Source organism: Actinophytocola sp. NPDC049390 (genome assembly GCF_044466355.1).
GTDB lineage: Bacteria > Actinomycetota > Actinomycetes > Mycobacteriales > Pseudonocardiaceae > Actinophytocola.
Map to the genome: position 1 here is coordinate 52,772 of NZ_JBITMQ010000013.1, position 20,205 is coordinate 72,976.

The window sequence follows — 20,205 nt, forward strand, 5'->3', positions numbered from 1 at the left end:
GCAGCCGGCACAACGGAAACGGCGGAATGACCTCATGGTCGCACTGACCATCACGATCGGTGCCGCGGTACTGGTCGTGCTCGTGGTCGCGGGTGTCCGTGCGCTCCGGCGGGCGTCCCGGAAGATCGACGAGATCCTCCGCGACGAGCTGGAGCCCCCTGACGAGGACTGATGCGTCACGGAGCGTGCTGCGGCAGAGTGTGCACCATGGCAACTCAGGCACAGATCGGTGTCACCGGGCTCGCGGTCATGGGCCGCAACCTGGCCCGCAACCTCGCGCGGAACGGCTTCTCCGTCGCGCTGCACAACCGCACGCCCGCCCGTACCCGGTCGCTCGTCGAGGAGCACGGTGACGAGGGCGTTTTCGTGCCGACCGAGTCGGTCGCAGACTTCGTGGCCGCACTGGAGCGGCCGCGGCGCATCGTGATCATGGTCAAGGCGGGCGCACCGACCGACGCGGTGATCGAGGAACTGATCCCGCTCCTCGACGAGGGCGACATCGTCATCGACTGCGGCAACGCCCACTTCGCCGACACGCGCCGCCGCGAGGCCCAGCTGCGCGAGCACGGCCTGCACTTCGTCGGCGCGGGCGTGTCCGGCGGCGAGGAGGGCGCGTTGCTCGGCCCGAGCATCATGCCGGGCGGCTCCAAGGAGTCCTACGCGACGCTCGGCCCGATGTTCGAGAAGATCGCCGCGCAGGTCGTCGGCACCCCGTGCTGTGTGCACGTCGGCCCGGACGGTGCCGGTCACTTCGTCAAGATGGTGCACAACGGCATCGAGTACGCCGACATGCAGCTCATCGCCGAGGCGTACCACCTGCTGCGCGACGGCCTCGGCGCGTCGCCCAAGGAGCTGGCGGAGATCTTCGCCGAGTGGAACTCCGGCGACCTGGAGTCGTTCCTGATCGAGATCACCGCCGAGGTGCTCGCGCACGTCGACGCCGCGACCGGCAACGCGTTCGTGGACGTCATCGTCGACCAGGCCGAGCAGAAGGGCACCGGCCGCTGGACCGTGCAGACCGCGCTCGACCTGGGCGTCCCGGTCACCGGCATCGCCGAGGCCACGTTCGCGCGTGCCCTGTCCGCGCACCCCGAGCAGCGTGCGGCGGCGCGGGCGGCGCTGCCCGGCCCCGGTTCGGTGCCGCAGGTCGACCGCGAGACGTTCGTCGACGACGTCCGCAAGGCGCTGTACGCGTCGAAGGTCGTCGCGTACGCGCAGGGCTACGACCAGATGGCCGCCGCCAGCGCGGAGTACGGCTGGGACATCGACCTCGGTGCCATGGCCACGATCTGGCGCGGTGGCTGCATCATCCGCGCCCGGTTCCTCGACCGCATCAAGGACGCGTACGACGGCGAGCGGCCGGAGTCGCTGCTGGTCGCGCCGTACTTCCGGGACGCGGTCGCGGAGGGCCAGGAGTCGTGGCGGCGGGTCGTCGTGCACGCCGCACAGGCCGGGATCCCGACGCCGGGCTTCTCGTCGGCGCTCGCGTACTACGACGCGCTGCGTGCCGAACGGCTGCCCGCCGCGCTGATCCAGGGCCAGCGTGACTTCTTCGGCGCGCACACGTACAAGCGCGTCGACAAGGACGGCACGTTCCACACCCTGTGGTCCGACGACAGGCGCGAAGTAGAGGCGTGATCCAGACCTGCCCCTGTCACCGCTGACCGTGGTGACAGGGGCAGGAAGAGCTAGCCCTGCGGCGGCCGCGGTGGGTACTGGAAGTGCCCGCCCGGCGGCTGGTACTGGTAGCCAGGAGGCGGCGCGACCGGTGGCGGTGGCCTGCGGCCGCGGTACCACAGGAGCACCATCAGCCCGGCGAAGACCGCCGCCCCGGCGAGGATCAGGATGATCGTCAGCGCGCTCGACCCGCCGCGGTCCGCGCCGTCCTCGCTCTCCTCGGTGAGTCCGGCGGGGCGGTCGCCGAACTCGGCCGTCAGGTCCTCCGGCGTCGCGTCCACGAGGATCGCGCCGTTCATGTTGACCACCAGGTGGTCGAACTCGCCCGGGTACTTCTTCCACACGATCTCGGCGACCTTCTTGCCGTCCTCCTCGGTGGGCACCGCGTCGGGCATCGCGATGCCGATGCTCAGCACGGAGTTGCCGTTGGTCGTGTTGTGGTTGACGGAGGTCGCGTTGTAACCCGCCGCGTCGAGGTCCTGCTGCAGCTTGCCGAGGTCGGCCAGCGAGGCGCAGCCGGCCAGTGCCAGCACGCAGGCGAGCAGTGCGGCGAGTGCGACTCTGGCCATCGGACCTCCCCAGGAGCGCGGTGATCGAAGTATGACCGTTTCGCGTCCTGCCCGGCACGTAATTGTTCCAAGTTGCGTGTTCGTGGCTGGTGACCTGACGTGGCGGCCAGCAGCACGAGCCCGACGTCGAACACGCCGACCAGGTGGTCGGGCGTGCCGGGCCGGTGCCAGGTGGCTCAGTGCGCCGAACACGGACAGCGCGGTGAAGCGCAGCGCGAGTTGAACTCATGCGCATGTGACTATATGTTGTGGTCATGGGGCACGGACACGGGCACGGGATGCCCGCGAGCGCCTCCGGCAGGCATGTCGGACGGCTGGCCGCCGCGTTCATCGTGACCGCGGTGTTCATGGTGGTCGAGATCGCGACCGGGATCGCGACCGGTTCGCTCGCGTTGCTGTCCGACGGTGCCCACATGGTCACCGACGTCCTTGGAATCGGGCTCGCGCTGGCCGCGATCCTGGCCGCCCGGCGGTCGCGCCGGTCGTCGGCATGGACGTTCGGGCTCTACCGCGCCGAGGTCCTCGCGGCGCTGGCCAACGCGGTGCTGCTGTTCGGGGTCGCCGGGTACGTGCTGTACGAGGCGGTCATGCGGTTCTCGTCGCCGCCGGAGGTACCCGGGGGGCCCGTGGCCGTGGTCGCCGGGCTCGGGCTGGCGGCCAACGTGGTGGCGTTCCTGCTGTTGCGTGCCGGTGCGGCGGAGAGCCTCAACCTCCGCGGCGCGTACCTCGAGGTCGTCGCCGACATGGTCGGGTCGGTCGGGGTGCTGGTGTCCGGGCTGGTCACGCTGCTGTTCGGGTGGCGGTACGCGGACCCGGTGATCGGTGTCGCCATCGGGTTGTTCGTGCTGCCGCGGACGTGGACGCTCGCCAGGCGGTCGTTGCGGATCCTGTTCCAGCACGCGCCGGAGCGGGTCGACGTGGACGCGCTGACCGCGGCGCTGGGCAGGCTGCCCGGGGTGGGGGAGGTGCACGACGTGCACGTCTGGACGCTGACCTCGGGAATGGAGGTCGCCTCCGCCCACCTCACCGTGGGCCCGGACTGCGACCAGTCGGCGATCCTGGCCGCCGCCCGGGAGCTACTGGCACGCGAGTACCAGCTGGAACACGCGACCCTGCAGGTGGAGTCGGGCACAGCCGCGAAGACCTGCCACGAACTCCAGTGGTAACGCGGACGGCATGTGGCCGGGCTAAGAGGCCAGAATTGGAAGTTCTTCGGGGGCTGAGGCGCGTTCGGGGTTGGCTGGCCGCGTGACCCGGTTCGGTGTCTCGAAAGTGCCCTTCGAGACACCGGGCATGTCTCGAAAGTGCCCTTCGAGACGTTCAATGACCCCATGGCGCCCTTCGAGACATCAGCCACGTCCCGAGGGGCACCTTCGAGACATCGGCGCCGGACCCGCCACGCCGACGTCGCCGCCAACCCCCGAAAGACTTCCGAAACCGACCACTAACTAAGGGAACGGGAGCGGTTGGGCGCCGCGCTCTGCCAGGTAGCTCTTCATGAGGTCGGTTTCGCTCTGCTGGCTCGCCACGATCTTCTCCGCGAGGTTGCGGACGTAGCCCCGCGCGGCGTGGTCGGCGGCGTACTGCGCCATCTCCAGCCCGCCCTCGTGGTGGCGCAGCATGAGCTGGAGGAAGAACACGTCCAGCTCCTTGCCGGTCAGCTTGCGCAGCTTGTTCAGCTCGTCACTGGTCGCCATGCCCGGCATGCGCTGCACGGCACCCGTGGTCTTGCCGCCCTCACCGTTGCTGTGGGTGTGCGTGCCGCCCTCGCTCATCCACTGCATGTACGGCTTGCCCACCGCCGGGAGCTGCGGGTGGCCCCACACGGTCAGCCAGCCCGCCATCTCGCTCGACTGGGCCAGCTGGGTGGACTCCACGTCGAACGCGAAACCCTGCAGGATCGGGTCGGACGTGTTGTCACGTTCGATGCCCGCCATCGTGACGGCCTGCAGGTGGTGGACCCGCATGTCCTGCGCGAAGCCGACGTCCACCGAGTCGGCGCTCGGTGGGGCGTCCTCGCTGGTGGTGCCCCTGCTGATCAGCATGCCGCCCGCCGCGCCGACCAGCAGCACGGCGACCAGCGCGGCGATGAGGACGAAAGTGCGGCTCGATGACGAGCTGGGCATCACTGGCTGGGTGCGGTCGCGGGCGGAGCCGTCGACGCGCCGGAGGCCGGCGGAGCGGTGCCGGTCGCGGGCGGCGGGGTCTGCCCGTTCATCTCCTCGTCGGTGGCGTCCGTCGCGCCCTTGCCGTCCATCGTGACCGTGTTCGGGTCGCCCGCCTTGGGCGCCTCGGCCACGTACGGCGGCGGGTTGGTCACGTCGAAGCCCGTGCCCTGGGCGTCACAGCGGCCGCCCGGCTCCGGGTTCTGGTAGTTGTTCTGCCGCAACGACGTGATGAACTGGTCGATGCGCTCGTCGGTGGCGCTCGACAGCTTCAGCTGGTGACCCCAGGACTGCAGCGAGATCGGCTTGTCGAGGTTCGGCCACGGCGACATCAGCATGTACGGCTGGCCCTCGACCTTCGCCTTCAGCGTGTCGAGGTCCTTGCCCTTGACCTGGTCCGGGTTGTAGGCGATCCACACCGAGCCGTGCTCGAGGGAGTGGACCAGGTTCTCGGTGCGCACCGGGTTCGGGTAGACCGTGCCGTTGCACTCGGCCCAGGCGTTGTCGTGCGGGCCGCCGAACGGCGGGCTCTGGTCGTAGGCCACGCGCTGCTCGGCGGTGACGTGCTGAGCGGCCTCGTAGTCCTTGCGGACGACACCCGGGATGTTCTCCGACGGGTCCTGGTTGTCCTCGGAGACGATCCACTTCTCCTTCGCGTCGATCTCCATGAACGCGTAGGTGAAGACACCGCCCGCCAGCGCGATGATCACGATGATCCCGACGATCATGCCCCAGGGCTTGGGCTTGCGTGCGGTACCGACGACGGAACGCCGGGCCTTGTTGACGCTGCTGCCTTTGCCCTTGGGCTTGTTCGCGCCCTTGCTCTTCGTTCCGCTGGCCATCCGGTGCCGGTCCTTGTCTCACTTCTACAGGGAGTCTCCGACCGCCCAGTGTAAGGACACGGTGTCAGGTGGGCGTCAACGGAGGGTGGTCAGTTGTCGTCGACCGGCGCCGCGTCCGGCCCGGGCGGGGCCGCCTCGAACGGTGGCGGGTTGTTCGTGTCGAACTCCGGGCCGACCGAGTCGCAGGACGCGCCGGGCTCCGGCGTCGTGTACTCGTTCTCCCGCAGGGCCGTGATGAACTGGTCGACGCGCTCGTCGTCGACGTCGTCCAGCTTGAGCTGGTGGCCCCACGCCTGCAGCGAGATCGGCTGGTCGAGGCCGGGGTAGGGCGACAGCATCAGGTACGGCTGACCGTCCACGCGCTCGACCAGCGCGTCGAGGTCGCCGCCGGTCACCTCGTCGGGGTCGTACGCGATCCAGACGGCGCCGTGTTCCAGCGAGTGGACCATGTGCTCGTTGCGCACCGCTGTGTCGTAGACGACACCGTTGCAGGTCGCCCAGACCTGGTCGTGCCTGCCGCCGTCCGGCGGGGCCTTCTCGTAGGCGACGCGCTGGCCGGGTTCGGCGTGCACGGCGTCGTACTCGGTGATGACGACGCCCTCGATGTCCTCCGACGGGTCCTCGTTGTCGGGGCTGGGCACCCACTCGGACGCGCCCGGTTTCTCGGACGGCGCCTCCGCGGCGCCCGAGCCGCCGGAATTGTCGGAGGTCGGTTCGCCGGTGCGCTCGACCGAGCAGGCAGCGAGGGAGACGAGAACAGCAGTGATGGCAGCCAGCCTGCCGACCCGGGATTCGATGGCGACCCGCCTCCTGTCGAAGTCAGCACCACGGTATGGCCGAGGCGACTCTATCGGGTGCGCGCACGCTACCTAGACTTCCCGGGGTGACTCCCGCAGCACTTGCCGACCTGGTCCGCGCCGTCGCCACCGACGTGCTGACCAGCCGAGACCTGGACGCCTCCGCCCTGCCGCCCGCCGTGACGATCGAGCGACCCCGCAACCCGGAGCACGGCGACTACGCGACGAACCTCGCGCTGCAGGTGGCGAAGAAGGTCGGCGTGCCGCCGCGTGACCTCGCGAACTGGCTGGCCGAGGCCCTCACCGGCAGGGACGGCATCGCGGGCGCCGAGGTCGCGGGCCCCGGCTTCCTCAACCTGCGGATCGCCGCGGACGCGCAGGGCGACATCGTCCGGCAGGTGCTCGCGCAGGGCGAGTCGTACGGCCACGGCGACCTGATGGCCGGCCGCAGGATCAACCTGGAGTTCGTCTCGGCGAACCCGACCGGCCCGCTGCACCTGGGCGGCACCCGCTGGGCCGCCGCGGGCGACGCGCTGGGCCGCGTGCTGGCCGCGCAGGGCGGCGACGTCACGCGCGAGTACTACTTCAACGACGCCGGTGCCCAGATCGACCGGTTCGTCCGGTCGCTGATCGCGTCGGCGAAGGGGGAGCCACCGCCCGAGGACGGCTACGCGGGCACGTACCTGTCCGACGTGGCCGCCGAGGTGCTGCGCCGCGAGCCGAGCGCGCTCTCGCTGCCCGCCGAGGACTGCGCGGAGATCTTCCGCAAGATCGGCGTCAACCTCATGTTCGACGAGATCAAGGCTGACCTCCACAACTTCCGCACCGACTTCGACGTGTACTTCCACGAGGACTCGCTGCACAAGTCCGGCGCCGTGGGGGAGTTGGTCGAGCAGCTCAAGGAGAAGGGCCACCTGTACTTCGCCGACGGCGCGTGGTGGCTGCGGTCGAAGCAGTACGGCGACGACAAGGACCGGGTGGTCATCAAGGCCGACGGTGCCCCGGCGTACATCGCGGGTGACATCGCCTACTTCGCCGACAAGCGCGGCCGCGGCTTCGACCTGTGCATCTACATGCTGGGCGCCGACCACCACGGCTACATCGCGCGCCTCAAGGCCGCGGCGGCCGCGCTGGACGACGACCCGGACACCGTCGAGGTCCTCATCGGCCAGATGGTGAACCTGGTCAGCGACGGCAAGCCGGTCCGGATGAGCAAGCGCGCCGGGACGATCGTCACGATGAACGACCTGGTCGACGCGGTCGGCGTGGACGCGGCCCGCTATGCGCTGATCCGGTCGTCGGCGAACGCGTCGATCGACATCGACCTCGACCTGTGGTCCCGCAAGACCAGCGACAACCCGGTGTTCTACGTGCAGTACGCGCACGCCCGGCTGTCGTCGATCGCCCGCAACGCCGCGGACCTGGGCATCGCGGTGCCCGACAGCGGCGTCGAGCTGGACACCGAGGTGGACCTCGGTCTGCTCACCCACCAGCGGGAGGGCGAGCTCGTCCGCACGATCGGCCAGTACCCTGAGGTCCTGCGCACGGCCGCCGAGCTGCGAGAACCGCACCGGGTCGCGCGCTACCTGGAAGAACTGGCAGGCGCGTACCACAAGTTCAACGAGAGCTGCCGGATCCTTCCGAAGGGCGACGAGGACGTCACCCCGCTGACCACCGCCCGCCTCGCGCTCGCGGGCGCCACCCGCCGGCTGCTGGCCAACGGCCTTGGCCTGCTCGGCGTCGAAGCACCAGAACGGATGTAGGGCCATGAGGGCACATCCGGCGGGACCCCGCCACGCAGAAGTCCTGCTGCCCAGCAACACCGCGGGGCCCCAGCCGCCCGACCCGGCCGAGCTGGACCGGTTGAACGCCGAGATCTGGCCACGCAACTCGGCCCGCGGCGACGACGGCGTGGTCCGTGTCGCCGGTGTGGACGTCCGCGAGCTGGCCGCCGAGTTCGGCACGCCGCTGTTCGTGATGGACGAGGACGACTTCCGGTCCCGCTGCCGCGACCACGCCCGCGCGTTCGGCGACCCGGCGCTCGTGCACTACGCGGCCAAGGCGTTCCTGTCCGTGAAGATCGCGCGGTGGGTCGCCGAGGAAGGCCTCTCGCTCGACGTGTGCAGCGGCGGCGAGCTGGCGATCGCGATGCGCGCGGACTTCCCGGCCGAGCGGATCACGTTGCACGGCAACAACAAGTCGGTCGACGAGCTGACCCAGGCGGTCGAGGCCGGGGTCGGCGCGGTCGTGCTCGACTCGTACTTCGAGATCGCCCGCCTCGACCGGATCGCCCGCGAGCGCGGCGTCACCCAGAACGTGCTGGTGCGCGTGACCGTCGGCGTCGAGGCCCACACCCACGAGTACATCGCGACCGCGCACGAGGACCAGAAGTTCGGCTTCTCCCTCGCGGGCGGCGCGGCGGCCGAGGCGGTGCGGCGGGTGCTGCGCTCGCCGGGCCTGAAACTCACCGGGCTGCACAGCCACATCGGCTCCCAGATCTTCGACGCCAACGCGTTCGAGCTGTCCGCGCACCGCGTGATCGGGCTGCTCGCGGAGCTGCACAAGGAACACGGGTCCGACGCGCTGGCCTCGGTGACCACAGTGGACCTCGGCGGTGGCCTCGGCATCGCGTACACGGCCGACGACGACCCGCCGCCGCCCGGCTGGCTGGCCGAGCAGCTGCGCAACATCGTGTCCAAGGAGTGCGAGCACGCGGGCCTGGACATGCCGAAGATCGCGGTCGAGCCGGGCCGCGCGATCGTCGGGCCCAGCACGGTGACGCTGTACGAGGTGGGCACCACCAAGGATGTCGAGCTGGGGCACGGGTCGTCGCGCCGGTACGTGAGCGTCGACGGCGGCATGAGCGACAACATCCGCACCGCCCTGTACGACGCGCTGTACGACTGCAGGCTGGTGTCGCGGTCGAGCGACGAGGGGGAGCGGGGCGCGGAGGCGACGCTGTCCCGGGTCGTCGGCAAGCACTGCGAGTCCGGCGACGTGGTCGTGCGGGACTGCTGGCTGCCGGAGAACCTCACGCCGGGCGACCTGATCGCGGTCGCCGCCACCGGCGCGTACTGCTACGCGATGGCCAGCTCCTACAACCGTCTCGTGCGCCCGGCCGTGGTCGCGGTGAAGGACGGCGAGGCGCGCCTTCTGCTGCGTCGGGAGACGCTGGACGACCTGCTGCGCCTGGAGGTTTCATGACTCAGGAGGGGCACAAGCCCATCCGGGTGGCGATGCTCGGGTGCGGCACCGTCGGGTCGCAGGTCATGCGGATCCTGCACGAGCAGGGCGCCGACCTCGCCGCCCGCGTTGGGGCACCCGTGGAGCTCGCGGGTGTCGCGGTGCGCCGCCCCAACCGCCACCCGGACGTCCCGGCGCACCTGATCACGACCGACGCCGAGGCCCTCATCTCCTCCGACGTGGACGTCGTGGTCGAGGTCGTCGGCGGCATCGACCCGGTGCGTGGCTGGCTGCTTTCCGCGCTGTCCAAGGGAAAGTCGGTCGTCACCGCCAACAAGGCGCTGCTCGCCGAGCACGCGGCCGACCTGTTCGCCGCCGCCGACACCTCCGGCGCGGACCTCTACTTCGAGGCGGCCGTGGCGGGCGCGATCCCGTTGGTGCGGCCGCTGCGCGAGTCGCTCGCCGGTGACCACATCACCCGCGTGATGGGGATCGTCAACGGCACCACCAACTTCATCCTGTCCGCCATGGACGCGACCGGCGCGAGCTACGCGGAGACCCTCGACGAGGCGTCCCGGCTCGGCTACGCGGAGGCGGACCCGACGGCCGACGTGGACGGCTACGACGCCGCGTCCAAGGCCGCCATCCTCGCCTCGATCGCCTTCCACACCAGGGTCACCGCCGCCGACGTGTACCGCGAGGGCATCTCCGCGGTCACCCCCGCCGACATCGCCGCGGCGAAAACCCTTGGCAGGACGATAAAACTGCTCGCCATCTGCGAGCGCGTGAACGGCAGCGTCGCGGTGCGCGTGCACCCGGCGATGATCCCGCGCACGCACCCGCTGGCCAGCGTCGGCGGCGCGTACAACGCGGTGTTCGTCGAGGCGGAGGCGGCCGGTTCGCTCATGTTCTACGGCCAGGGCGCCGGTGGCGCGCCGACCGCCAGCGCCGTGCTCGGCGACCTCGTCGCCGTGGCACGCAACAAGGTCAGCGGTGGCCGCGGCCCGGGGGAGTCGTCCTACGCCGCGCTGCCCGTCGTGCCGATCGCGCAGGTGAACACCCGCTACCACGTCAGCCTGGACGTGGCCGACCGCGCCGGTGTGCTGTCGACGGTCGCGTCGGTGTTCGCCGAACACGACGTGAGCATCGCCGCCGTGCGCCAGCAGGGCCGCGGCAGCGACGCGAGCCTGGTGATCGTCACGCACTACGCGCCGGACGAGGCGCTGCGGTCCACAGTGGACAAGGTGGCCGGCCTGCCGTCGGTGCGCGAGGTCGCCAGTGTGATGCGGGTAGAAGGAGAAGAACCGTGACACCGCAAGCGAGTCTTGGCGTGCGCCCGGCGTGGCCGGGCGTCATCGCGGCCTACGCCGACCGGATCGAGCTGCCCGAGGGCGCCAAGCCGGTGACCCTGCAGGAGGGCGGCACGCCGCTCGTCGAGGCGCCGCACCTGTCGGAGCTGACCGGCAGCCAGATCCACCTGAAGGTCGAGGGCGCGAACCCGACGGGCTCGTTCAAGGACCGCGGCATGACCGTCGCGATGACCTACGCGCTCGCGTCCGGCGTGGCGGGCGTGATCTGCGCGTCGACCGGCAACACGTCCGCGTCCGCCGCCGCCTACGCCGCCCGCGCAGGCCTGACCTGCGCCGTTCTCGTGCCGCGCGGCAAGATCGCGAAGGGCAAGCTCGCGCAGGCCGTCGTGTACGGGGCCCGCATCCTGCAGATCGACGGCAACTTCGACGACTGCCTCGAACTGGCCCGCAAGACCGCCGTCGAGTACCCGATCGAGCTGGTCAACTCGGTCAACCCGGTGCGGCTGGTCGGCCAGCAGTCCGCCGCGTGGGAGATCTGCGACACGCTCGGCCGTGCCCCCGACATCCACTGCCTGCCCGTCGGCAACGCGGGCAACATCACCGCGTACTGGAGCGGCTACCGCGCGTACGCCCGGGACGGTGTCGTCGGCTCGCTGCCCAGGATGTTCGGGTTCCAGGCCGCGGGCGCCGCACCGCTCGTGTCCGGCAAGCCGGTCAAGGACCCCGACACCATCGCGACCGCGATCCGCGTCGGCAACCCCGCGTCGTGGACCGGTGCGATCAACGCCCGTGACGAGTCGGACGGCCTCATCGACGCCGTCACCGACGAGCAGATCCTCGCCGCGTACCACCTGCTCGCCCGCAGGGAGGGCGTGTTCGTGGAACCCGCGTCGGCTGCCAGCGTCGCCGGTCTGCTGGCCGCCGCCGAGGACGGCCGCCTGCCCAAGGGCTCGCTCGTGACCTGCACCGTCACCGGCCACGGCCTGAAGGACCCGGACACGGTGCTCGCCGAGATGGCGCCGGTGGAACCGATTCCGGTGGAGCCGCACGCGGTCGCCGCGGCCCTCGAACTGGCATGAACACTTCTGTCCGGGTCCGCGTGCCCGCCTCCACGGCCAACCTGGGGGCCGGGTTCGACGCGCTCGGCATGGCGCTCGGCCTGTACGACACCGTCGTGGTCACCGTGACCGGCGACGAAACCAGGGTCGAGGTGACCGGCGAGGGCGCCGGTGGCGTGCCCACCGACGAGAAACACCTGGTCGTGCGTGCGCTGCGCGCGGGCGCCGACGCGCTCGGCCTCCCGCTACCCGGCGTGTTCCTCCGGTGTCACAACGCGATCCCGCACGCCCGTGGCCTGGGTTCGTCGGCCGCCGCGATCGTCGCGGGCGTCGCCGCCTCGTACGCGCTGGCCGGGAAGGACCTGGACGAACACGCGCTGCAGGTCGCCGCCGAGTTCGAGGGGCACGCCGACAACGCGGCCGCCTCCCTCTACGGCGGGCTGGTGCTGGCCTGGTCGGAAGGTCCCCGGTTCCGCGCCGTGCGGCTCGAACCGCACTCGGCGCTCGCTCCGGTCGTGCTCGTCCCGGACGCCGAGTCCGCGACGTCTGTCACGCGTGGATTGCTTCCCGGCAACGTTCCGCACACCGACGCCGCGTTCACCGCGGGCCGGTGCGCGCTCGCGGTGCACGCACTGACCGTCGAACCCGGGTTGCTACTGCCCGCCACAGAGGACCGGCTGCACCAGGACTACCGCGAGCCCGCGTGGCCGGAAACCATGCGAATGGTTCGTGAACTTCGCGGGAACGGTGTCCCCGCAACGGTTTCCGGCGCGGGACCGACCGTGTTCGCGTTGCCGCCCGGCGGGACGCTGCCGTCCGGAGTCGACACGACCGGGTTCGCCGTGCGGGCGCTCCCGGTGGACCGGACGGGCGTCGTCGTCGAGCCCGCTGGGCTGAATGGAACAAACAGCAGGTAGTCGACGTTGTAGGGTTGTGCCACGCCGGTTGGCCCCGGTTGTTGCACGCCTGCGGGTGTGCGTCTACCCTCAGGGGCGTTCAGTCACCGCGCGTACGGGCGCCCGGTGTCGTTCCCGGGGATTTTCTTTCCTCGGGTCGCATCTTCCGTTCAGTCGGCGACTCGGCCCACTTCCCGGCCGGAGTCGACGTTGGCGGATACCGAAAGCCGTGGTGACCGACTAACGCTCCGCGTTGGCGAGGCCGCGGAGCACGCCGTCTCGGTTGGAGATTCGGCGGTCCGCTGGTTCACGGGTCCACCTCAGGAGGCGGGGACCTGGTCAGGAAGGACATGAGTGAGCAACACTGATCTGCTGGGCAGCGAGACTGCCAACGGCACGGTCGACACCGCTGCCGGTGCGGCCGAGACAACCACGCGTACCAGCGCGAACGGGGGAACGAAGCGTCGCGCCGGTCTCACCGGCATGGTCCTCGCGGAGCTGCGGGAGCTCGCGGGCCAGCTCGGCATCACGGGCACCGCGGGCATGCGCAAGGGTGACCTCATCGCGGCCATCAAGGAGCGCCAGTCCGGCGGCTCGGGCAAGGCGGCCGCGGACTCGAAGGCGGCCTCCGACACGCTGCCGCTCGGCATCGACGAGAAGGCGCCGGCCGCGGAGAAGCCCGAGAAGTCCGAGAAGCCCGCGAAGCCCGAGGTCAAGACCGAGTCGGAGCCGAAGGCCGAGCAGCCCGAGGCCGAGGAGGGCGGACGCCGCGAGGGCAACCGCCGTCGCCGCTCGACCCGTTCCGCCGGTGCGCCGGAGGGCGAGAAGCGCGAGGACCGCGGCGACAACCGTGGCGACCAGCGCGGTTCGGGTGACGAGAAGCCCGCCGAGAAGCAGGGCGACAAGCGCGAGGACCGCGGCGGCCGCGGCAACGACCGGGGCGACCGTGGTGACCGGGGTGGCCGTAACCAGGACAACCGCGGTGACCGTGGTGACCGGGGCGACCGGGGTGGGCGTAACCAGGACAACCGCGGCGACAACCGTGGTGACCAGCGCCAGAACCGCGACAACGGCCCGGACGACGACGATGACGAGGACGGCGGCCGCAGGCGCGGTCGGCGGTTCCGCGACCGTCGCCGCCGCGGCAGCGGTGGTGGCCGCGGCGACAGCCCCGACACCGAGGTGCGCGAGGACGACGTCCTGCTGCCGGTCGCCGGTGTGCTCGACGTGCTGGAGAACTACGCGTTCGTGCGTACCTCCGGCTACCTCGCGGGCCCGAACGACGTGTACGTGTCGCTGTCGCTGGTCCGCAAGTACGGGCTGCGCCGCGGTGACGCGATCACCGGCATGGTGCGCCAGCCGCGTGAGGGCGAGCAGCAGCGGCAGAAGTTCAACCCGCTGGTGCGCGTCGAGACGATCAACGGGCTGGACCCGGACCAGGCCAAGCACCGCCCCGAGTTCACGAAGCTGACGCCGCTGTACCCGAACGAGCGGCTGCGCCTCGAGACCGAGTCGCACGTGCTGACCACCCGCGTCATCGACCTGGTGATGCCGGTCGGCAAGGGCCAGCGCGCGCTGATCGTGTCGCCGCCGAAGGCAGGCAAGACGTCCGTGCTGCAGGCGATCGCGAACGCGATCACCACGAACAACCCCGAGTGCTACCTGATGGTCGTGCTCGTGGACGAGCGGCCGGAAGAGGTCACCGACATGCAGCGGTCGGTGAAGGGCGAGGTCATCGCCTCGACCTTCGACCGCCCGCCGTCGGACCACACGACGGTCGCGGAGCTGTCGATCGAGCGGGCGAAGCGCCTGGTCGAGATGGGCCACGACGTGGTCGTGCTGCTCGACTCGATCACCCGCCTCGGCCGTGCGTACAACCTGGCCGCCCCGGCGTCCGGGCGCATCCTGTCCGGTGGTGTCGACTCGACGGCGCTGTACCCGCCGAAGCGCTTCCTCGGCGCCGCGCGGAACATCGAAGACGGTGGCTCGCTGACCATCTTCGCGACCGCGCTGGTCGAGACCGGCTCCGCCGGTGACACCGTGATCTTCGAGGAGTTCAAGGGCACCGGCAACGCCGAGCTGGTCCTGGACCGCAAGATCGCCGACAAGCGCACGTTCCCGGCGGTCAACGTCGACGCGTCCTCCACTCGTAAGGAAGAGCTGCTGCTCTCGCCGGACGAGCTGGCCGTCACCGTGAAGCTGCGCCGTGTGCTGCACGCGCTGGACAACCAGCAGGCCATCGACCTGCTGCTGACCCAGCTCCGCAAGACCCGCACCAACATCGAGTTCCTGATGCAGGTGGCGAAGAACACACCGTCCGTCAACGACGACTAGTCGCCGGAATATGTCCTGGCAGGGGCGTGTTGAACCCCCTGCCAGGACATCTGGCAAACTGTTGGGTCGAGTCCGGCTCCGGTTCACCCCAGACGTTGTTTCGGGACCCGGCGGCCACCGAGAAAGGGCAAGATCTGTGAAGACCGGTATCCACCCCGAGTACGTCACCACCGAGGTCACCTGCGGTTGTGGGAACACGTTCACCACCCGCAGCACCAAGAAGTCGGGCAGCATCCACGTGGAAGTCTGCTCGAACTGCCACCCGTTCTACACGGGCAAGCAGAAGATCCTCGACACCGGCGGCCGGGTCGCGCGCTTCGAGGCCCGCTACGGCAAGCGGGAGAAGAAGGCCAAGTAGCTTCGGATTCGGCGTCCACCCGTCCCGGGTGGACGCCGTTTTCGTGTCTACGTCACGAGAGGGACCACTGTGGACGCGTCATCGCTCGGTGAGCTGCTCGGCGAGTACGAGGAGCTGGAGCGCTCGCTCGCCGACCCCGCCGTGCACGGCGACCAGGCCCGTGCCCGCAAGCTGGGCCGCCGCTACGCCGAGCTGACCCCGATCGTCCGCACCCTGCGCGAGCTGGAACGCGCCCGCGACGACCTCGCCACGGCGCAGGAGCTGTCCGAGGACCCGGCGTTCGCCGAGGAGGCCGCGTCCCTCGCGGAGAAGGTGCCCGCGCTGGAGGACAAGCTCACCGAGCTGCTGCTGCCCCGCGACCCGCACGACGGCGACGACCTCATCATGGAGATCAAGTCCGGTGAGGGCGGCGACGAGTCGGCGCTGTTCGCCGGTGACCTGCTGCGCATGTACCTGCGGTACGCGGAGAAGCACGGCTGGTCCACCGAGGTGCTCGACGGCACCGAGACCGAGCTGGGCGGGTACAAGGACGCGACCGTCACCATCCGCTCCAAGACCCCGGTCGCCGAGGGTGTGTGGTCCCGCCTGAAGTTCGAGGGCGGTGTGCACCGCGTGCAGCGCGTCCCCGCCACCGAGTCGCAGGGCCGCATCCACACCTCCGCAGCCGGTGTGCTCGTCTACCCGGACGTTCAGGACGCCGCCGAGGACGTGGAGATCCCGGAGAAGGACCTGCGCGTCGACGTGTTCCGGTCGTCCGGCAAGGGCGGCCAGAGCGTCAACACCACCGACTCGGCCGTGCGCATCACGCACCTGCCGACCGGCATCGTGGTGTCCTGCCAGAACGAGCGCAGTCAGTTGCAGAACAAGACGCGCGCCATGCAGGTGCTGAAGGCCCGCCTGGCCGCGGCCGCCGAGGAGGAGGCCCAGAAGCAGGCGTCGGCCGCGCGCGCGAGCCAGGTGCGCACCGTCGACCGCTCCGAGCGCGTCCGCACCTACAACTTCCCGGAGAACCGCATCTCCGACCACCGCGTGAACTACAAGGCCTACAACCTGGACCAGGTGCTGAACGGCGACCTCGACGGCGTGCTCGACGCGCTGGCCACCGCCGACCGGGACGAACGACTCGCCGCGCACCAGTCGGCGTGACAGGCTCACGCCCGTGAGCAGACAGCCGTTGCGCCTCGCGATCATGGCGGCCGAGCGCATCCTCGCCGACGCCGGCGTGGCGTCCCCACGTGCGGACGCGGAGCTGATCGCGGCCCACGTCCTCGACGTGCCGCGCGGGAAGCTGATGCTGACGCCGCTGGTCGACCGGCAGGTCGTCGACGCCATCGGCCAGCTCGTGCACCAGCGCGCGAAACGCGTCCCGCTGCAGCACCTGCTGGGCTGGGCGGCGATGGGCGCGGTGACCCTGGAGGTCGGGCCGGGCGTGTTCGTGCCGCGGCCGGAGACCGAGCTGCTACTGGAGTGGGGGCTCGGGTTCATCGCCGACCGCCAGAACCCGGTCGTGGTGGACCTGTGCACGGGCAGTGGGGCGCTCGCCCTGGCCCTCGCCGCGGAACGACCGGACGCGGAGGTCCACGCGGTCGAGGCGGACCACACGGCGCTCGCGTGGGCCCGTCGCAACATGGCGGACAGCAAGGTCCGCCTGCACGCGGGCGACGTGACGGACCCGGACCTGTTCACCGAGTTCGACGCAGGCGTCGACCTGGTCCTGTGCAACCCGCCCTACGTGCCGATCGGCACCGTCGTGCCGCCTGAGGTGGGGGAGCACGACCCGTTCAAGGCGGTGTTCGCGGGCAGCGACGGCCTCACCGTGATCCGGCACGTGGTCAACCTGGCCGCCAGGCTGCTGAAACCGGGCGGCGCCGTCGCCATCGAGCACGACGACACACAGCGTGAGTCCGTGCCAGAACTGCTGGCGACCAGGAAGGTCCTGACGTCGGTCACCGACCACGACGACCTGGCCGGGCGACCGCGTTTCGCGACCGCGGTCAGGCGGTCCTGACCTAGGACCCCAGCGCCTCGAAGATCGCTGCTGTCGACACCGCGCCCTCGCGCAGCACGAGCGGCTCGTCTCCGGAGAGGTCCACGATCGTCGACGGCACCGGGTCGCCGGACGGACCGCCGTCGAGGTAGACGGCGACCGACTCGCCCAGCTGCGTCCTCGCGTCGTCGGCGGTCGCCGCGGGCGGCTTCCCGGACACGTTCGCGCTGGACACGGCCATCGGACCGACCTCGCGCAGCAGCTCGATCGCCACCGGGTGCAGCGGCATCCGCAGCATCACGGTCCCGCTGGTGTTCCCGAGGTCCCACGACAGCGACGGCGCGTGCGGCAGGACGATCGACACGTCACCGGGCCAGAACGCCTCGACGAGCAGTCGGGCGGAGCGGGGGACCGACAGCACCAGCCCGTCGATCGTCGACCAGGAGCCGACGAGCACCCCGACCGGCATGTCCGGGCCGCGGTTCTTCGCGGCGAGCAGCGCCCGCACGGCGGTGGACGAGAACGCGTCCGCGCCGATGCCGTACACCGTGTCGGTGGGGATCACCACGAGCCGCCCGGCACGCGCGGCGCTGGCCGCGGCGGCGAGCCCGTCGGTGCGGTCCGGTTGCCGCGCGCAGTCGTAGACGACACTCACAATTGGGAACTCTAGCTAGACACCCGGTTTGACGATGTGCGGGGCCATCTCGTCGGCCCGCCGCCGCCACGTCTGCCGCCGGAAGCGGAACACGACCGCGTACAGCAGCGCGGCGCCGACGATCGCGCCGACGAACACCAGCACCACGTTGTCCAGCAGCCCACCGGCCACCACGGTGATCAACCCGAGCGCGATGATCAACACCGCGAGGCTCACCGCGATGCCCTCCGGCGACCAGGTCCAGCGCCTGCCTGCCGCCACCTCGGACAGCAGTTGGCGTGCGCCCCGCTCGAGCTCCATGTCGCCGGTCCGCAGCGCGAGGATCCGCCGTCCCGCGTCCTCACAGATCCGCAGCTGCGCCTCACTGGTGATCACCAGCACGTCGTCGGCGGTCCGCGACCGGCACTGTTCCGCCGCCGAGTACCAGGCGCCGGCCAGGTAGTACCGCAGCGTCGGCTCCGCGGGCCGGTCGGCGACGAGCAGTTCGAGGTCGGCGACGGCACCGGCCGCCTGTCCCTGCCCGATCTGCACCTGTGCGAGTCCCACCTGCCCCAGCAGCGCGCCGAGCCCACCGGTGGGCAGGGCGGAGCGGTAGCTCTCCTCGGCGTCGCGCCAGCCACCGCGCGCGAGGAACACGTCCCCGATACCCACCCGATCGAGTGGATCGTTCCGTAACTCCGCGGCGGCCTCGAACTCGGCGAGGGCCTCGTCGAGCCGCCCGGCCACCAGCGCCGACCGGCCACGATCCGCGTGCAGCCGGGCTTCCGGCTGATCGACAGGCTGGTCGTCCGGCACCAGTCGCCACTTGACGATCACGTCCTGCCACGCTCGAAGCATTGGATCACCTCGGCAGGCACGTTACTCTCGGTATACCCGTGTCGGGGGGTTACAGAGGTGAAACTGGTGGCGAGCGTCAGGTCGCTCAGCTCGCGGTGGGTCGCGTGGGCGTTCTCCGCTGCCTATCTCGTGGTGAGCGCGGCGGTCGGGGCCGTGTTGCTGACGATGCCCAAGACCGACGCGGCGGGCGTCCAGGACCCGGCCACGTACGTGTCGTCCGACGGCGCGTCGCCGACGGCGGCGTCCAGTTCCGCGCCCGCCGGGTTCCAGCGGGTGGCCGGTCCGGAGGGCCTGACGACCGTGATTCCGGACGGGTGGCGTCCGGTGTCCGCGGGCAGCCCCGGCGCGCTGCGTGCCGTGGACCCGTCCGACCCGGCACGCGTCGTGGGGTTCGGCGGGGCCGTGGCCGCCTCGCCCGACATCGTGCGGGTGCACGTGGCGCACGAGTCCGGGTTCGCGTCGCGGGCGGTGGCCTACCGGCGGCTGGACCTCATCAGCGCCACGTACGGCGGGCACCCGGCCGTGGAGTGGGAGTACCAGCACCGGGACGGGCGCGGGCTGCAGCGGGTGCACGCCCTGTACTGGCACGTCGACGGGGTCGAGTACTTCGTGTTCGCGTCGGCGCCGGACGAGCGCTGGTCGCGGATGAAGCCGGTCTACGACGCGATGGTGGCCAACTCGCGGCCGTAAGTCCTTTCAGGACCCGGGCGTGGGGTCGGGACCGGGTCAGTACCGCGCCGGGACGTAGCGCATCGACTGCTTCGGCGGGCGCCGGTAGTCGGGGTCCTTCGGGCCGCGTGGCGGGAGTTCCAGCACCGGCGGCTCGACGTCCTCGTACGGCACCTGGCTCAACAGGTGCGAGATGCAGTTCAGCCGAGCCCTCTTCTTGGAGTCCGCTTCCACCACCCACCACGGCGAGTCCGCCACGTCCGTGTGGGCGAACATGACGTCCTTGGCCTTCGAGTAGTCGAACCACCGACGCCGTGCCTCGAGGTCCATCGGCGAGATCTTCCAGCGCTTCGTCCGGTCGCGCATGCGTTCCTGGAAACGCTTCTCCTGCTCCTCGTCGGACACCGAGAACCAGTACTTCACCAGGATCATGCCCGACCGGATGAGCAGCCGTTCGAACTCCGGGGCCGAGCGGAGGAACTCCTGGTATTCGTCGTCGGTGCAGAAACCCATCACGTGTTCCACGCCGGCGCGGTTGTACCAGGAACGGTCGAACAGCACCATCTCACCGGCCGCGGGCAGATGGGCCACGTAACGCTGGAAGTACCACTGGCTCTTCTCGCGTTCGGTGGGAGTGCCCAGCGCGGCGACCCGGCAGACACGGGGGTTCAGCGGCTCGGTGATGCGTTTGATCGCGCCGCCCTTGCCCGCGGCGTCGCGGCCCTCGAACAACACCGCCACGCGCAGGCCCTTCGCCTTGACCCAGTCCTGCAGCTTCACCAGCTCCAGATGCAGGTGCGCGAGCTCCTGCTCGTAGTTCAGCTTGGTCATCCACGGACCGTAACCCGCTCGCGGTAGCCTGGCCCGG

Annotated in this window: 19 protein-coding genes and 1 pseudogene; 13 read left to right on the forward strand and 7 right to left on the reverse strand. The window is 70.6% G+C overall.

Going from position 1 to position 20,205, the window contains the following annotated elements; translation table 11 throughout:
- Positions 1-13 precede the first annotated feature (13 nt).
- Positions 14-172 (forward strand): annotated as a pseudogene (locus ACIBVP_RS31725) (hypothetical protein); the annotation flags it as partial.
- 35 nt (positions 173-207) lie between these two features.
- The gene (gene gndA, locus ACIBVP_RS31730; protein ID WP_396110073.1) at positions 208-1,638 is read left to right on the forward strand and encodes an NADP-dependent phosphogluconate dehydrogenase; all 1,431 of its coding nucleotides are present in this window, start codon (positions 208-210) and stop codon (positions 1,636-1,638) included.
- Positions 1,639-1,688: 50 nt separating this feature from the next.
- Here gndA and ACIBVP_RS31735 read toward each other — a convergent pair whose 3' ends face one another.
- Complete coding sequence (locus ACIBVP_RS31735; RefSeq protein ID WP_396110074.1) at positions 1,689-2,246, reverse strand: hypothetical protein; 558 nt, start codon at positions 2,244-2,246, stop codon at positions 1,689-1,691.
- Between the two features lie 254 nt (positions 2,247-2,500).
- On the opposite strand from ACIBVP_RS31735, the gene ACIBVP_RS31740 reads away from it, so the two are divergent.
- Positions 2,501-3,412 carry a cation diffusion facilitator family transporter gene (locus ACIBVP_RS31740; RefSeq protein ID WP_396110075.1) on the forward strand — a complete coding sequence of 304 codons (912 nt, stop codon included), beginning with the start codon at positions 2,501-2,503 and terminating at the stop codon, positions 3,410-3,412.
- Positions 3,413-3,694: 282 nt separating this feature from the next.
- Here ACIBVP_RS31740 and ACIBVP_RS31745 read toward each other — a convergent pair whose 3' ends face one another.
- The 3 genes from ACIBVP_RS31745 to ACIBVP_RS31755 all read right to left on the reverse strand — a co-directional run bounded on the left by ACIBVP_RS31745 (position 3,695) and on the right by ACIBVP_RS31755 (position 5,894).
- Positions 3,695-4,372 carry a DUF305 domain-containing protein gene (locus tag ACIBVP_RS31745; RefSeq protein ID WP_396110076.1) on the reverse strand — a complete coding sequence of 226 codons (678 nt, stop codon included), beginning with the start codon at positions 4,370-4,372 and terminating at the stop codon, positions 3,695-3,697.
- Entirely contained in the window at positions 4,372-5,253 is an 882-nt protein-coding gene (locus ACIBVP_RS31750) for a DUF3105 domain-containing protein (protein ID WP_396110077.1), read from the reverse strand. The genes ACIBVP_RS31745 and ACIBVP_RS31750 overlap by 1 nt, the downstream gene beginning before the upstream one ends.
- A gap of 89 nt (positions 5,254-5,342) precedes the next feature.
- Positions 5,343-5,894, reverse strand: a complete 552-nt coding sequence (locus tag ACIBVP_RS31755; RefSeq protein ID WP_396110078.1) for a DUF3105 domain-containing protein — start codon at positions 5,892-5,894, stop codon at positions 5,343-5,345.
- A gap of 242 nt (positions 5,895-6,136) precedes the next feature.
- Here ACIBVP_RS31755 and argS point away from each other — a divergent pair, with 242 nt between their 5' ends.
- The 9 genes from argS (at position 6,137) to prmC (ending at position 17,197) form a co-directional block, all read left to right on the forward strand.
- Entirely contained in the window at positions 6,137-7,813 is a 1,677-nt protein-coding gene (gene argS / locus ACIBVP_RS31760; protein WP_396110079.1) for an arginine--tRNA ligase, read from the forward strand.
- A gap of 4 nt (positions 7,814-7,817) precedes the next feature.
- Positions 7,818-9,254 (forward strand): diaminopimelate decarboxylase, encoded by a 1,437-nt coding sequence (gene lysA / locus ACIBVP_RS31765; RefSeq protein ID WP_396110080.1) that lies wholly within the window; start codon positions 7,818-7,820, stop codon positions 9,252-9,254.
- Positions 9,251-10,543: a homoserine dehydrogenase gene (locus ACIBVP_RS31770; RefSeq protein WP_396110081.1), complete on the forward strand. Its 1,293-nt coding sequence runs from the start codon at positions 9,251-9,253 to the stop codon at positions 10,541-10,543. The genes lysA and ACIBVP_RS31770 overlap by 4 nt, the downstream gene beginning before the upstream one ends.
- Complete coding sequence (gene thrC / locus ACIBVP_RS31775; protein ID WP_396110082.1) at positions 10,540-11,622, forward strand: threonine synthase; 1,083 nt, start codon at positions 10,540-10,542, stop codon at positions 11,620-11,622. The genes ACIBVP_RS31770 and thrC overlap by 4 nt, the downstream gene beginning before the upstream one ends.
- Positions 11,619-12,518: a homoserine kinase gene (gene thrB / locus ACIBVP_RS31780; protein ID WP_396110083.1), complete on the forward strand. Its 900-nt coding sequence runs from the start codon at positions 11,619-11,621 to the stop codon at positions 12,516-12,518. The genes thrC and thrB overlap by 4 nt, the downstream gene beginning before the upstream one ends.
- Positions 12,519-12,851: 333 nt before the next feature.
- Positions 12,852-14,831, forward strand: a complete 1,980-nt coding sequence (rho, locus tag ACIBVP_RS31785; protein WP_396110085.1) for a transcription termination factor Rho — start codon at positions 12,852-12,854, stop codon at positions 14,829-14,831.
- 136 nt (positions 14,832-14,967) lie between these two features.
- Positions 14,968-15,189 (forward strand): 50S ribosomal protein L31, encoded by a 222-nt coding sequence (gene rpmE / locus ACIBVP_RS31790; protein ID WP_396110086.1) that lies wholly within the window; start codon positions 14,968-14,970, stop codon positions 15,187-15,189.
- Between the two features lie 69 nt (positions 15,190-15,258).
- Positions 15,259-16,335 carry a peptide chain release factor 1 gene (prfA, locus tag ACIBVP_RS31795; protein WP_396110087.1) on the forward strand — a complete coding sequence of 359 codons (1,077 nt, stop codon included), beginning with the start codon at positions 15,259-15,261 and terminating at the stop codon, positions 16,333-16,335.
- A 13-nt stretch (positions 16,336-16,348) separates the two neighbouring features.
- Positions 16,349-17,197, forward strand: coding sequence for a peptide chain release factor N(5)-glutamine methyltransferase (gene prmC, locus ACIBVP_RS31800; protein WP_396110088.1), 849 nt, complete (start codon positions 16,349-16,351; stop codon positions 17,195-17,197).
- Position 17,198: 1 nt separating this feature from the next.
- Here prmC and ACIBVP_RS31805 read toward each other — a convergent pair whose 3' ends face one another.
- Positions 17,199-17,831, reverse strand: a complete 633-nt coding sequence (locus ACIBVP_RS31805; RefSeq protein ID WP_396110089.1) for an L-threonylcarbamoyladenylate synthase — start codon at positions 17,829-17,831, stop codon at positions 17,199-17,201.
- Between the two features lie 15 nt (positions 17,832-17,846).
- Positions 17,847-18,668 (reverse strand): tetratricopeptide repeat protein, encoded by an 822-nt coding sequence (locus ACIBVP_RS31810; protein WP_396110090.1) that lies wholly within the window; start codon positions 18,666-18,668, stop codon positions 17,847-17,849.
- A 66-nt stretch (positions 18,669-18,734) separates the two neighbouring features.
- On the opposite strand from ACIBVP_RS31810, the gene ACIBVP_RS31815 reads away from it, so the two are divergent.
- On the forward strand, positions 18,735-19,358 hold the full coding sequence (locus ACIBVP_RS31815) for a hypothetical protein (protein ID WP_396110091.1): 624 nt from the start codon (positions 18,735-18,737) through the stop codon (positions 19,356-19,358).
- 36 nt (positions 19,359-19,394) lie between these two features.
- Here the strand turns inward: ACIBVP_RS31815 and ppk2 are convergent, their stop codons facing one another.
- Positions 19,395-20,168, reverse strand: coding sequence for a polyphosphate kinase 2 (gene ppk2 / locus ACIBVP_RS31820; protein WP_396110092.1), 774 nt, complete (start codon positions 20,166-20,168; stop codon positions 19,395-19,397).
- Positions 20,169-20,205: the final 37 nt, after the last annotated feature.

What these genes read in the sequence shown, in the direction of transcription:
- gndA (WP_396110073.1), top strand. Translation starts at nt 208, where the DNA reads ATGGCAACTCAGGCACAGATCGGTGTCACCGGGCTCGCGGTCATGGGC.
- ACIBVP_RS31735 (WP_396110074.1), bottom strand. Translation starts at nt 2,246, where the DNA reads ATGGCCAGAGTCGCACTCGCCGCACTGCTCGCCTGCGTGCTGGCACTG.
- ACIBVP_RS31740 (WP_396110075.1), top strand. Translation starts at nt 2,501, where the DNA reads ATGGGGCACGGACACGGGCACGGGATGCCCGCGAGCGCCTCCGGCAGG.
- ACIBVP_RS31745 (WP_396110076.1), bottom strand. Translation starts at nt 4,372, where the DNA reads ATGCCCAGCTCGTCATCGAGCCGCACTTTCGTCCTCATCGCCGCGCTG.
- ACIBVP_RS31750 (WP_396110077.1), bottom strand. Translation starts at nt 5,253, where the DNA reads ATGGCCAGCGGAACGAAGAGCAAGGGCGCGAACAAGCCCAAGGGCAAA.
- lysA (WP_396110080.1), top strand. Translation starts at nt 7,818, where the DNA reads ATGAGGGCACATCCGGCGGGACCCCGCCACGCAGAAGTCCTGCTGCCC.
- ACIBVP_RS31770 (WP_396110081.1), top strand. Translation starts at nt 9,251, where the DNA reads ATGACTCAGGAGGGGCACAAGCCCATCCGGGTGGCGATGCTCGGGTGC.
- thrB (WP_396110083.1), top strand. Translation starts at nt 11,619, where the DNA reads ATGAACACTTCTGTCCGGGTCCGCGTGCCCGCCTCCACGGCCAACCTG.
- ACIBVP_RS31810 (WP_396110090.1), bottom strand. Translation starts at nt 18,668, where the DNA reads ATGCTTCGAGCGTGGCAGGACGTGATCGTCAAGTGGCGACTGGTGCCG.
- ppk2 (WP_396110092.1), bottom strand. Translation starts at nt 20,168, where the DNA reads ATGACCAAGCTGAACTACGAGCAGGAGCTCGCGCACCTGCATCTGGAG.